We start from the raw sequence: 12,885 nt of genomic DNA, 5'->3' as shown, positions 1-12,885 counted from the left end.
CGGGATTCATTCGGTGTCGAGGGGCGTGCTCAGCGCCTGGTCGAGGTCGGCGATCAGGTCGTCCGGGTGCTCCAGGCCGACGCTCAGGCGGAAGATGCCGTCGCCGGCCCAGCGGCGGTAGTCGGCCAGCGCCTCGCCGTGCAGATCGTAGGAGCTCTCCATCATCGCCGCGGTGTCGAGCAGCACGACCAGGCTGCGCTGGTGGCCGAGCGAGAAGGCGTAGTGCACCCGGCGCAGCCGCGCGGCGAGCTGGCGCGCCATCGCCTGCGGCCGCGCGGTGCGGAAGGTCAGCACCGCGCCGCCCAGCGGCATCTGCCGCTGCGCCAGCGCGTGCTGCGGGTGGCTCTCCAGGCCCGGCCAGACGACCGCCTCGACCTGGGGGTGCGTCTGCAGCCAGCGCGCGAGGCGCCCGGCGCTGTCGCAGGCGCGGCGCAGCCGCACGTCCAGCGTGTCGATGCCGCGCAGGATCAGCCACGCGGCTTGCGCCGACAGCGCTGCGCCCAGGTGCACGCCGGCGCGGGCGCGCAGTTGCGCGATCAGCGCGCGCGGCCCGATCACCGCGCCGCCCAGCGCGTCGCCGTGGCCGTTGATGAACTTGGTCAGCGAGTGGATGACCAGATCGGCGCCCAGCGCCAGCGGCTGGCTCACCACCGGCGTGGCCAGCGTCGAGTCCACCGACAGCCGCGCGCCGTGCGCATGCACCCGCTCGGCCAGCGCGCGCAGGTCGGTCAGGCGCAGCAGCGGGTTGCAGGGCGTCTCGGCATGGACCCAGCGGGTGTTCGAGCGCAGCGCGGCCTCCAGCGCCGCCGGGTCGGCGAGGTTGACGGCGCTCACCTCGATGCCGAAGTCCGGCAGCATGCGCGAGGCCAGCTCGCGGGCGCCGGCGTAGCAGACGTCGCTGACGATCAGGTGGTCGCCCGCGCGCAGCAGCGACAGCCAGACCGCGGCGATCGCGGCCACGCCGGAGGCGGTGGCCAGCGCGTCCTCGCCGCCCTCCAGCGCGGCCAGGCGCTGTTCGAGCTGGCGCACCGTCGGGTTGGTCCAGCGCGCGTACATGAAGGGCAGCTGCGCCAGATCCTCGACGCCCTCGGCCGAGAACGCCGCCTCGCCCGGCTTCACCAGATGATTGACCGAGGCGCACAGACCGGGCGCGATTGCGCCGGTGGTGGGGTCGATCTGCAGGCCGGCGTGCAGCGCCAGCGTGGCCAGGGCATCGGAGGGGGCGTTCATGCCCGTCAGTCTCGCGGCGGTGATGCGCGGTGCGGCCGCATCCGCCGGGGCCGCGGCGCTGCGGCGCGGCATCCTGGCGCGGCCGCGCGCCGCTAGACTGCGCCTCCATGTCCGATTCCGATGACCTGAGCGCCGCCGAGCCCGGCCCTGCGCTCGATGCCTTCGACCGCCGCATCCTCGCGCGGGTGCAGCAGGACTGCCACCGCCCGGCCGAGTCGATCGCCGCCGAGATCGGCCTGTCGGCCTCGGCGGTGCAGCGCCGGCTGCGGCGCCTGCGCGAGCGCGGCGTGATCCGCGCCGAGGTCGCGCTGCTCGATCCGGCCGCGCTGGGCGCGGGTCTCACGCTGATCGCCGGCATCGGCTTCGAGCGCGAGCACTACGCGGCGCTGGGGCGGCTGCGCGCGCTCCTGGCGGCGGAGCCGGCGGTGCAGCAGGCCTACAGCACCACCGGCGACAACGATCTGGTGGTGATCCTGCGCGTGGCCGACATGCCAGCCTACGACCAGCTCTGCGCGCGGCTGATGGCGCAGGTGCCGCAGATCGGTCGTATCACCACGCAGGTGGTCATCGAGCCGCTGAAGGTCGGGCTGGCGCTGCCAGTGCCGGGCGGGGACTGAAGCGAATCTGTCCGAGGCATCGCACAGCGCGTACCGGTGCGCGTGCGGCAGGCCGCACGCGGCGTGAGCGCGCTGCCCATGCAGCAGCCCGTGCGCGCGCTGGCACGCGTCTCGCAGGGCGTGACCGCTTCGAGATTCGTCCAACGCAAGAGGAGACCTGACCATGTCCATCCCTGAATCCTTCGATCCTTCCCGCCGCACCGTGATCGGCGGCCTGGCCGCGCTCAGTCTGGGCGCGCCGTTGTTCGCACAGGCCGAGGCTTGGCCCGCCAAGCCGGTCACGATGGTCGTGCCCTGGCCGCCGGGCGGCCCCTCCGACATCGCCGCCCGGCCGCTGGCCAAGGGCTTGCAGGACCTGCTGGGCAAGCCCTTCGTGATCGACAACCGCGGCGGCAGCGGCGGCAACATCGGCACCGCCGCCGTGACGATGGCCCCGGCCGACGGCCACACCCTGCTGGTGACCAGCAGCGCGCCGATCGTCATCAACCCGAGCCTGTACAAGAAGATGGCCTTCGATCCGGCCAAGGACCTGATCCCGGTGACCAACGTCATCAAGGTGCCGCAGGTGCTGGTGGTCCATCCCGGCCTGGGCGTGAACGATGTGCAGGGTCTGCTGGCGCAGGTGCGCGCCAAGCCCGGCTTCGTGTTCGGCTCCTCGGGCAACGGCACGCCGCAGCACCTGACCGGCGAGCTGTTCGCCGACGCCGCCCGCGCGCAGATGACGCATGTACCCTACAAGGGCTCGGCCCCGGCGATCTCCGACCTGATGGCCGGCCATGTGCCAATGCTGTTCGACAGCCTGTCGTCGATCCTGCCGCACATCCGCTCGGGCAAGGTGCGCGCGCTGGCCACGGCCGGCGCCAAGCGCTCGTCGCTGCTGCCGCAGGTGCCCACGCTGGCCGAGGCCGGCCTGCCGGGCATCGAGTCCTACGGCTGGTACGGCCTGTTCGTGCGCGCGGGCACGCCGGCGCCCATCGTGCAGCAGCTCAGCGAGGCGGCGCTGAAGGTGATGAAGTCGCCCGACTTCCAGCGCGTGCTGGCCGAGACCGGCTCGGACTTCGTCGGCGACACGCCGGTGGCCTTCGCCGCCTTCGTGCGCACCGAGACCGAGAAGTGGAGCCGCCTGGTCAAGCTCAGCGGCGCGACGATCGACTGAGGCCGTCGACAATCGGGCCATGACCGCGCCCGCTCCTGTCGTCGTCTCGTCGCTGCGTCGCCGCCCGATCGTGCTGCTGCTGGCCCTGGGGCTGGTGGCCGGTCTGATGCTGGCCGGCGGATGGCTGGCCTGGAACGCTCGGCTGGAGGCGGGGCGGGAACGCCTGCGCGCCGACGGTGCAGCCCGGCTGGCCGGAGAGGCCGCCAGCCTGATGCAGCTCTTCGACAAGCACCGGCACCTGCCACGGCTGCTGGCGATGGATCCTCGGCTGCTGACCGTGCTGGGCCCCGACCGGCCAGCCTCGGCTGTCGACGTGGTCAACCGACATCTGACCAGCGTCGGTCAGCAGCTCGATCTGCAGGCCGTCTTCCTGATGGATCGTCAGGGCCTGGTGCTGGCGGCAAGCAACTGGGACACGCCGGCGAGCTTCGTCGGCTGGAACTACACCTTCCGGCCTTATTTTCGCGATGCGATGGCGGCGGGGGCGGGCGTCTTCTATGCCGTGGGGGTGACGACCGAGGCCCCGGGGCTGTTCCTGTCGCAGGCGCTGCGCGACGCGCAAGGCCGCGCGGTCGGAGTCGTCGTCGTCAAGATCGGTCTGGGGGCGCTGGAGCGGGCTTGGGCGACCGGCGGCGAGCCGCTGGCGCTGGCCGACGAGCGCGGGGTGCTTTTCCTGGCCTCGCGCGAGGACTGGCGCTATCGCACGCTGGCGCCGCTGACGCTTGCTGACCGGGCCGCTCTGGCCGAGTCGCGCCAGTATGGTCGGCATGATCTGCAGCGGTTGCCGGAGCTGGCGCCGCTGGCGGCGCTGTGGCCACCGGTGTCCCCCGGCGGGCTGCAGCGCGACGTGATCGATTCCGAAGGGCGCCATCTGCTGCAGGCGCACAGGCTCGAGGCTTGGGGCTGGACGCTGTTGCTGGCGGCCGATCTGCGTCCGGTGCACCGGGCGGCGGCGATCGAGGCCGCTGCGCTCGGTCTGCTGGGGGCCTTGGCGGTGGCGGGGGGCGGTCTGTGGTGGCTGCAGCGTCGCCGGCTCGACGAGCGCCGCCATGCCGCATTGGCGCTCGAGGCCCTCCAGAAAGACCTGGCCCAGCAGGTCGCTGGCCGCACCGCCGAGCTGATGGCGGCCAACGAGACGCTGCACCAGCGCATCGAGGCCCTGAACGAGGCCGAGCGCATTCTCCAAGCCACCCGAGATCAGGCCGTGCAGGCCGGCAAGCTGGCGGTGCTCGGGCAGCTCGCCGCTGGAGTCACGCATGAGATCAACCAGCCGCTGGCGGCTCTGGCGACCTGCGCGGACAACGCGCTCAAGCAGCTTGACCGCGGGCGCCATGCCGATCTGCGCGAGTCTCTGTCCCTGGTGGGTGAACTGGCGGGGCGACTGGGAGCCCTCGTGGCGCCGTTGAAGGGATTTGCTCGGGCGGGCTCGGCCATCTGCCTGCCGGTGGCAGTGACGGATGCGCTCGACATGGCCGAGACGATGCTGGCGCCCCGGCTGCGCGAGACCGGGGTCACGATCGCGCGACGGATCGCCGCCGACGCCGGCCGCGTGCTGGCCGACCGGGTCCGGCTCGAGCAGGTCCTGGTGAACCTGCTGAGCAATGCGCTTGACGCGATGGCTGCCGCCGGGGTCTGCGGCCGTGTCGAGATCGATGTCGATCGGCGATCAGACGGCCGCATCGCGCTGCAGGTGCGCGATCATGGTCAGGGCTTGTCCTCGTCGGCCAGCGAGCATCTCTTCGAGCCTTTCTTCACCACCCGCAGCCGGGGGCTGGGGCTGGGGCTGGTGATCTCGCGCGCGATCGCCCAGGGCCTGGGCGGCGAGCTGTCGGGCGGCAATGTCGCCCCCGAGGCCGGATCCGGGGCGATCTTCACGCTGGTGCTGCCTGCTCCTTCTCCGTCTTCTCCGGAGTCCTCTGCATGAATCCGATGTCCTTGCCTCCTCTGTCGTCGACCGCGGGAGGCTCGCTGCAGGTGCTGCTCATCGAGGATGACGCGGTGCTGCGGCGTGTCTGTGTCCAGGCGCTGGATCTGGCCGATCTGCCGGTCGTGGCCGTGGGCAGCGCCGAGGAGGGCCTGGCGCGGCTGGCCGCGCCGCTGCCCGACGGACTGGCCTGGGGGGCGGTCGTCTCCGATGTGTGCCTGCCTGGCCTGGACGGACGGGTCTTGCTGCAGCGGCTGCCTCGGCAGGGCCTGTCGCTGCCGGTGATCCTGGTGACGGGCCACGGCGACATCGCGATGGCGGTCGAGGCCATGCGCGACGGGGCCTACGACTTCATCGAGAAGCCGTTCGGTGGCGATCGTCTGGTCGAGAGCGTGCGCCGGGCGCTTGATCGCCAGCGGCTGTCGCTGGAGAACCAGGACCTGCGCGCGCGGCTGGAGCGCCTGGCGGCCGGGGGACAGGGCAGTGGCAGGCTGCTCGGCGACGCCCCGGCGATGCGCACGCTGCGCCGCCACATCGAGGCGCTGGCGCCCCTCGATGTGGAGGTGTTGATCCAGGGTGAAACTGGCAGCGGCAAGGAGGAGGTGGCCCGCGCACTGCACGAAGCCAGCGGTCGGCGCGGCGAGTTCGTCGCGCTGAACTGCGCCGCGCTTCCCGAATCGGTCTTCGAGAGCGAGGTCTTCGGCCACGAGAGCGGGGCCTTCACCGGTGCAGGACGGCGCCGCATCGGCCGCATCGAGCATGCGCAGGGGGGCACGCTGTTCCTGGACGAGATCGAGAGCATGCCGCTCTCGCTGCAGGTCAAGCTGCTGCGGGTGCTGCAGCAGGGCACGCTGGAGCGGCTCGGCAGCAACCAGATCATCGCCGTGGACTGTCGACTCCTGGCCGCGACCAAGGTCGATCTGCTGGCGCTGTCGGAGACGGGCGCCTTCCGTGCCGACCTCTACTACCGTCTGCATGTGGCGCCGCTGCAGGTGCCGCCGCTGCGCCAGCGCCGCGAGGATGTGCCCCTGCTGCTGGCCCATTTCCTGGCCGAGGCGGCTGCACGCTACCGCCGCCAGGCACCGGTCCTGTCGCCTGCGCAGCTGGCTCGCTGGCTGGCGCACGACTGGCCCGGTAATGTGCGTGAGCTGAAGAACGTGGCTCATCGTCTCTGCCTGGGGCTGGATGAGCCTGGAGAGACCTTGTCCGAGCCGGGGGGGCTGGTGCACACGCTCGATCAGGTCGAGCGGCTGCTCATCGAGGAGGCGCTGGCGGTCTGCGAGGGCCAGGTCAGCCGGGCGGCCGAGCGGCTGCAGCTGCCGCGCAAGACCCTCTACGACAAGCTGGCGCGGCTCGGGCTGGGGCCACATCGCGCCGGAGAGCGTTGAACCGCGCTTCGACGTGAATGCCGATCAGTCCGCCCAGTCGGTGTTCGGCGCCCGCCACAGGTCGACGCCGCCGTCCTGCGCATGCGCGTCGATCTCGGCCAGCTCCTCGGCGCTGAAGTGCAGGTTCTGCAGCGCGGCGACGTTCTCGCGGATCTGCGCGGCGCTGCTGGCGCCGATCAGCGTGGTCGTCACCCGCGGGTCGCGCAGCACCCAGGCCAGCGCCATCTGGGCCAGCGACTGGCCGCGCCGCCGCGCGATCGCGTCGAGCGCGCGCACCCGCGCCAGGTTGGCCTCGCTCAGGTGCTCGCGCATCAGCGAGCCGCCGCCGGGGCGGTTGATGCGCGCGTCCGCGGGAATGCCGTTCAGATACTTGTCCGACAGCAGTCCCTGCGCCAGCGCGGTGAAGGCGATGCAGCCGGCGCCCTCGGCCGCCAGCGTGTCGAGCAGGCCGCGCTCGATCCAGCGGTTCAGCAGGTTGTAGCTCGGCTGGTGGATCAGCAGCGGCACGCCCTCGGCCTTCAGCAGCGCCGCCATCTCGGCCGTCTTGCCCGGCGAGTACGACGAGATGCCGACGTACAGCGCCTTGCCCGATCGCACCGCGTGCGCCAGCGCGCCGGCGGTCTCGGCCAGCGGCGTGTCCCGGTCGAAGCGGTGCGAGTAGAAGATGTCGACGTGGTCGAGGCCCAGGCGCTTCAGGCTCTGGTCCAGGCTCGCCAGCACATGCTTGCGCGAGCCGCCGCCCTGGCCGTAGGGGCCGGGCCACATGTCCCAGCCGGCCTTGGTCGAGATGATCATCTCGTCGCGGTAGGGCTTGAAGTCCTCGCGCAGCAGGCGGCCGAAGTTGATCTCGGCGCTGCCGTAGGGCGGGCCGTAGTTGTTGGCCAGATCGAAGTGCGTGATGCCGAGGTCGAAGGCGGTGGTCGCCATCTCGCGCTGCACGCTCAGCGGCGTGGTGTCGCCGAAGTTGTGCCACAGCCCGAGCGAGAGCGCGGGCAGCTTCAGGCCGCTGGCGCCGCAGCGCCGGTAGGGCATCGTCTCGTAGCGGCCGGGGGCGGCCTGCCAGGCGGGGGTCATCGGCTTGTCTCCTTGAAAAAAAGCCCGACCGTCATCGGGTCGGGCATGGAACGGTACCGAGAAAGGTACCGAGGAGACAAGCGGTACGGAGCGCGGATCAGCGGCGGCCAGTGGCCTTGGCAGCGGTCTCGCTCAGGGTCTTCAGATTGGTCTCGGCCAGCGAGACGGCCTGGCGGGCGGCCTTCTGCACGCTCTCGAAGGCGGCGTCGGCGTTGGCCATCGCGGTCTTGACGGCGGCGACGGCGCTCTCGCTGCCCTTCGGAGCCTTCTCGGCGGCCTGGTCGACCAGCTCGGTGAACTTTTCCTTGGCGGTGGCCAGCTGGGCCTCGGCCATCTTGCTCACTTCGGCCTGGGTCGAGGCGGCGATGTCATAGACCTGGCGGCCATAGGCCAGCGCCTTTTCCTGGGCCGGCTTGACGTATTCGGTCTGCAGAGCGGCCAGCTCCTGCGGGCCCTTGGCCGACAGCACCGCCTTGGCGTGCGCGGCGTTCTCTTCCAGCGTGCTGCGCGCGGCCTGCATGTTCAGCTCGACCAGCTTCTCGATGCTCTCGAAGGCCTTGTGGGTCAGCGACACCAGCGCTTCGAGGTTGGCCTTGTTGGCAGCGGCGATTTGTTCGGGCGTCAGGGACATGGTCGGGCTCCGCGAGGATGAGAACTGAAGAAGTTTTGCTGCACTGCAGCATGGCTTCAGTATAGAGACGTCCCGGTCCGGGGTGCAAGGGTTTTGCTGCACTGCAGCAATCATTGGAGCGCAGGCTCTAGTCCCTGCTCCTGCAGCGCCGCCTGCAGCCGCTCCACCACCGGCGAGCTGCCGCAGCACGACAGCACCAGCGACTGCGTCGCGCGGGTCATCGCCACATAGACCAGCCGCACCGCGTCCTCCAGCGTCTCGTCGCGCCAGGGCAGACGCTGCAGGCCGGCGACATGCACATGCGCGAATTCCAGCCCCTTGGCGCTGTGCAGCGTGACCAGCCGGATGCCGGCCTGGCTCCAGTCGAAATGCTGGAAGCCGGTGCTGCCCATCGACTGCAGCGGCAGGCCGCGCCGCGCCAGCGCCTCGGCGATCGGCGCCATCTGCGCCCGGGTGCGGCACAGCACCGCGATCTCGCCGGCCGCGGTGCCGGCAGCCACCGCGTCGGCGATGCGCGCGGCCAGCAGCTCGGCTTCCTCATGCTCGCTGCGAGCGCGGATCAGCACCGGGCGCGGGCCGCGCCGGCCGGAGCTGCTCGGCGCCACGCCGGCGACGCCGTCCTCGTCGCCACGGCCGGCCTCGCGGTCGCGGCCGCGCTCGGGCAGCAGGCCGCGCGCGAAGCGCAGCGCCAGTCCGAGCACCTCGGCGGTGTTGCGGTAGTTCAGCCGCAGCACGCTGGTGCGGCCGCGCGCCTGGATGCCGACGCTGGCGAAGCTGAAGCGCTGGCGCAGGCGCTGGTAGATCGACTGCGCATCGTCGTAGAGCACCAGCAGCCGGCGCGCGGCCGGATCGCTCATCGCTGCGGCCAGGCGCAGCCAGCCGTCCTCGAAGTCGTGCGCCTCGTCGATCAGCACCGCGTGGTGGCCGCCCAGCGGCACCCGGCCGGCATCGGCCGCGGCGATCACCGCCCGGGCCAGCCGCGCCGGCGCGTCCGTGTCGTCCTGGCCTTCGGGCGCGGGGGGCACCGCGATGCGGTGGCGCCGCGCCAGCTCGGCGCACCAGCCGTGAAAGGTGCGCACCTGCAGCCGCGGGCGCAGGGCCTCGTCGGGGGCGATCAGCGCCTCGATGCGGTCGGCCAGCGCGCGGTTGTAGCAGAGCACCAGCACCGGGCGCGCCGGCTCGGCCTCGTGCGCGAGCAGCCGGGCGCGGTGCACCAGGATCATCGTCTTGCCCGAGCCGGCCACGCCGTGGATGACCCGGTGGCCCTCGCCCAGCGTGCGCGCGACCTGCTCCTGCTGCAGATCCATCACCTGCAGCAGGTCGGGCACCTCGTCGGGCCGCGGGTCCGGCCGTTCGGCCTTGTCCTGGGCCGGCGGCACGGGCGCCGGTGCGCCCAGCCGCAGCTCGGGGAACAGGTGCCAGCGGATGCGCTCGCGCTGCGCCGGCGTCAGCCGCTGCGCCATGTCGACGGTGAACAGGCCGGAGAGGCGCTGCACGAAGGCCTCCGGGTCGACGCTGTCGTCGAGGTCGTCGCGCAGCAGCGTGCGGGCGGGCGGGAAGACCGCGTCGAAGCCGGGCAGCGCGGCGACCTCGGCGCGGCGCAGGTTCGACATCACCGCGCCCCAGCCGTAGCGCAGCGCCAGCCGGCCGCGGTGCGGGCCCTCGTCGTGCACCAGCGCCGGATCGCGCTGCAGCGCGTCGGCCAGCGCCATCGCGTGGTCGCGCACCTGGCGCAGCGGATGCGCGGTCATCACCGGGCCGCTGGCGGTGGCCAGCTCGACCCGGTCGGGCGTGGCCTGGCGGATCGTCGCGAGCTTCCAGTCCTTGACCTCGAGCAGCAGCAGCCCCAGGCCGGGGCCAAGCACGATGAAGTCGGGCTGGCGCGCGGTCTCGCCGACCGGCAGGTCATGCCAGACGAGGTGCTGGTCGTCGAGGCACTGGCGCAGCTGGTCGAGCACGCGGCGCTCGCCGGCGTTGCAGCGGGATTCGATCTGGCGCAAGCCCTGGGGAAACTGGGCCATCGGGAGACGTGTCGGTTCGAGGTTGAGGGGCGCGATCCTTGCATGAGATCGGCGCCCGTGTCGCGTTTCCTGAATCCCGAGGATCGCCCGGTGGTTGAGGTTTCATTTCCGGCACACATCCGGAAAGACCATCAGCCCGCCGGAGCCGCGATTACGCGAAGATGGGCCATTGATCCGCTGATCGCCGCCAAGGAGTCTTCATGAGCACCGTTGCCCAGATCCTGAAGTCCAAGCCCGTCAATCAGCCGGTGCGCACGCTGCCGCCGGATGCCACCGTGCGCGAGGCCATCGAGCTGATGGCCGAGCAGCGCATCGGCGCGCTGCTGGTCGCCGAGGGCGAGCGCATCGTCGGCATCTTCACCGAGCGCGACTACGCCCGCAAGATCGAGGTGCGCGGGCGTGCCTCGGCCACCACGCGGCTGGCCGAGGTGATGACGCCCGACGTGCTGCACGTCAGTCCGGCCACCACCACGCAGGAATGCATGGCGCTGATGACCGACAAGCGCCTGCGCCACCTGCCGGTGCTCGACGCCGGGCAGGTCGTCGGCATGGTCTCGATCGGTGACCTGGTCAAGGAGATCATCTCCGAGCAGCAGTTCATGATCGCCCAGCTCGAAAGCTACATCCATAGCTGACGCCGGTCTCAGCCGGGGGTGCGGCGCGCGAACCAGTCCGCCAGGAAGTCGAGCGCCACCCGCAGCCGCGCCGAGCCGTCGGCCCGGCCGGCGTGCACCGCCCAGATGCTGGCGCTCTGGCGCCAGTCGGGCAGCAGCTGCACCAGCCGCCCCTGAGCCAGCGGCGCGGCCACGTCCCACAGCGAGCGCAGCACGATGCCGTGGCCCTGCAGCGCCCAGTCGACCGCGATCTCGCCGTGGTTGGTCGACAGCGGGCCGGTCACGCGCACCGTCTCGTCGCGCTCAGACTGCTGCGCGTGCTGCAGTCGCCAGACGCCGAAGGGATGATCGCGCTCGCGCACCACCAGGCAGTCGTGGCCGGCCAGCTCGGCCGGGCTGCGCGGGGGCTCGCGCCGCGCGAGGTAGTCGGGCGCGGCGCACAGCACCCGGTGATTGGCCGCCAGCCGGTGCGCCACCCACTGCGGCGCGATCTCGTCGCCGACGCGGATGTCGAGGTCATAGCCCTCGGCGGCGATGTCCACCAGCCGGTCGAGCACCTCGAAGCGCACCGTCAGCCGCGGATACGCCCGCGCCAGCGCCGCCAGCGCCGGCGCCACATGGCGCCGCCCGAAGCCGAAGCTGCTGCACACCTTGAGCGCCCCGCGCGGCTCGGCGCGCACCGCCGAGACCTGACTGACCAGATCGTCCATCGCGTCGAGCAGCGGCTGCGCGCGCAGGCACAGCTGCTCGCCCTGCGCCGTCAGGCCGATGCGGCGGGTGGTGCGGTGCAGCAGCGGCGCGCCCAGCTGCGCCTCCAGCAGCCGCACCCGCTTGCTCACGCCGGCGGTGGACAGCCCCAGCTCGGCCGCGGCCGCCGAGAAGCCGCCGCGGCGCACCACCGTCAGGAACAGGCGCAGGTCGTCGGGGTGGGGCGTGGCCGGAGAGATCGTCATCCTCCGAATTGTCAACCGATCGTGGAAGATGGGTGAACGATTCGGGGCATTGGAAACCGTGAGCACGGGCCTAGCATCGCTGCATTCCTTCTTCGACCCTTTCCGGAGTCACCGATGTCCCAGAGCCTGCCGTCCACCGAATCCTCCCGTCCCTTTCGCGTCGCCGTCATCGCCGGCGACGGCATCGGCAAGGAGGTCATGCCCGAGGGCCTGCGCGTGCTGCGCGCCGCCGCCGAGCGCTTTGGCCTCGACATCGAGACGACCGAGTTCCCGTGGGCGAGCTGCGACTGGTACGTCGAGCACGGCGAGATGATGCCGCCCGACTGGAAGGCGCAGCTGGGTGGCATGGACGCGATCCTGTTCGGCGCGGTCGGCTGGCCGGCGACGGTGCCGGACCACATCTCGCTGTGGGGTTCGCTGCTGAAGTTCCGCCGCGAGTTCGACCAGTACATCAACCTGCGCCCGGCGCGGCTGTTCGACGGCGTGCCCTGCCCGCTGGCGGGCAGGAAGCCCGGCGACATCGACATGATGATCGTGCGCGAGAACACCGAGGGCGAGTACACCAACCTCGGCGGCACGATGTTCGCCGGCACCGAGCGCGAGATCGTCATCCAGGAATCGGTCTTCAGCCGCTTCGGCGCCGACCGGGTGCTGCAGTACGCCTTCGAGCTGGCCGCCAGCCGCCCGCGCCAGCGCCTGACGGTGGCGACCAAGAGCAACGGCATCGCGCTGGCCATGCCCTGGTGGGATGCGCGCGCCGACGCGATGCACGCGCGCTATCCGCAGATCGCGGTGGACAAGCAGCACATCGACATCCTGACCGCGCGCTTCGTGCTGCAGCCGCAGCGCTTCGACGTGGTGGTGGCGACCAACCTGTTCGGCGACATCCTCAGCGACCTGGGCCCGGCCTGCACCGGCACGATCGGCATCGCGCCCTCGGCCAACCTGAACCCGGAGCGGCGCTTCCCCAGCCTGTTCGAGCCGGTGCACGGCTCGGCGCCGGACATCAGCGGCCAGGGCATCGCCAACCCGATCGCGATGATCTGGTCGGCGGCGATGCTGCTGGACTTCCTGACGGCGGGCACCGGCGCGGGCCGCGCCGCGCACGACGCCATCGTCCAGGCGATCGAGGCGGTGCTGCGCGAGGGCCCGCGCACGCCCGACCTGGGCGGCCAGGCCGACACGGCGGCGGTGGGTGCGGCGATCGCGGCGCGGCTGATCGCAGGCTGAGCGCGGGATGAGCGGCTGCGGCCTGGGGTCTCCCGCCGATGGCTGAG

11 protein-coding genes are annotated in these 12,885 nt (G+C 71.8%); 6 read left to right on the top strand and 5 right to left on the bottom strand.

Annotation, left to right across the window (positions count from 1 at the left end; genetic code table 11):
- Positions 1–6 precede the first annotated feature (6 nt).
- On the bottom strand, positions 7–1,230 hold the full coding sequence (locus tag BW996_RS09990; RefSeq protein ID WP_037478367.1) for a trans-sulfuration enzyme family protein: 1,224 nt from the start codon (positions 1,228–1,230) through the stop codon (positions 7–9).
- Positions 1,231–1,337: 107 nt separating this feature from the next.
- Here BW996_RS09990 and BW996_RS09985 point away from each other — a divergent pair, with 107 nt between their 5' ends.
- The 4 genes from BW996_RS09985 (at position 1,338) to BW996_RS09970 (ending at position 6,315) form a co-directional block, all read left to right on the top strand.
- Positions 1,338–1,847 (top strand): Lrp/AsnC family transcriptional regulator, encoded by a 510-nt coding sequence (locus BW996_RS09985; RefSeq protein ID WP_037478336.1) that lies wholly within the window; start codon positions 1,338–1,340, stop codon positions 1,845–1,847.
- A gap of 163 nt (positions 1,848–2,010) precedes the next feature.
- Positions 2,011–3,003, top strand: coding sequence for a Bug family tripartite tricarboxylate transporter substrate binding protein (locus BW996_RS09980; protein WP_037478337.1), 993 nt, complete (start codon positions 2,011–2,013; stop codon positions 3,001–3,003).
- Positions 3,004–3,022: 19 nt separating this feature from the next.
- A complete protein-coding gene (locus tag BW996_RS09975; protein ID WP_037478339.1) occupies positions 3,023–4,927 on the top strand; it encodes a sensor histidine kinase in 1,905 nt (634 codons plus the stop codon).
- A gap of 5 nt (positions 4,928–4,932) precedes the next feature.
- On the top strand, positions 4,933–6,315 hold the full coding sequence (locus BW996_RS09970; RefSeq protein WP_051631565.1) for a sigma-54-dependent transcriptional regulator: 1,383 nt from the start codon (positions 4,933–4,935) through the stop codon (positions 6,313–6,315).
- A 24-nt stretch (positions 6,316–6,339) separates the two neighbouring features.
- Here BW996_RS09970 and mgrA read toward each other — a convergent pair whose 3' ends face one another.
- The 3 genes from mgrA to BW996_RS22465 form a co-directional block, all read right to left on the bottom strand.
- Positions 6,340–7,389, bottom strand: a complete 1,050-nt coding sequence (gene mgrA / locus BW996_RS09965; RefSeq protein WP_037478340.1) for an L-glyceraldehyde 3-phosphate reductase — start codon at positions 7,387–7,389, stop codon at positions 6,340–6,342.
- A gap of 97 nt (positions 7,390–7,486) precedes the next feature.
- Entirely contained in the window at positions 7,487–8,020 is a 534-nt protein-coding gene (locus BW996_RS09960; RefSeq protein ID WP_037478343.1) for a phasin family protein, read from the bottom strand.
- Positions 8,021–8,130: 110 nt separating this feature from the next.
- The gene (locus BW996_RS22465) at positions 8,131–10,041 is read right to left on the bottom strand and encodes a 3'-5' exonuclease (RefSeq protein ID WP_051631557.1); all 1,911 of its coding nucleotides are present in this window, start codon (positions 10,039–10,041) and stop codon (positions 8,131–8,133) included.
- Between the two features lie 200 nt (positions 10,042–10,241).
- On the opposite strand from BW996_RS22465, the gene BW996_RS09950 reads away from it, so the two are divergent.
- The gene (locus tag BW996_RS09950; protein ID WP_037478345.1) at positions 10,242–10,676 is read left to right on the top strand and encodes a CBS domain-containing protein; all 435 of its coding nucleotides are present in this window, start codon (positions 10,242–10,244) and stop codon (positions 10,674–10,676) included.
- An 8-nt stretch (positions 10,677–10,684) separates the two neighbouring features.
- Here the strand turns inward: BW996_RS09950 and BW996_RS09945 are convergent, their stop codons facing one another.
- Positions 10,685–11,608: a LysR substrate-binding domain-containing protein gene (locus BW996_RS09945; RefSeq protein WP_051631558.1), complete on the bottom strand. Its 924-nt coding sequence runs from the start codon at positions 11,606–11,608 to the stop codon at positions 10,685–10,687.
- Positions 11,609–11,722: 114 nt separating this feature from the next.
- On the opposite strand from BW996_RS09945, the gene BW996_RS09940 reads away from it, so the two are divergent.
- Positions 11,723–12,838: a tartrate dehydrogenase gene (locus tag BW996_RS09940; protein WP_037478349.1), complete on the top strand. Its 1,116-nt coding sequence runs from the start codon at positions 11,723–11,725 to the stop codon at positions 12,836–12,838.
- Positions 12,839–12,885: the final 47 nt, after the last annotated feature.

It is taken from the genome of Sphaerotilus natans (assembly GCF_900156335.1).
GTDB lineage: Bacteria > Pseudomonadota > Gammaproteobacteria > Burkholderiales > Burkholderiaceae_C > Sphaerotilus > Sphaerotilus natans.
The sequence above is the reverse complement of the archived record's forward strand: the minus strand, read 5'-3'. Positions and strand labels throughout refer to the sequence as shown.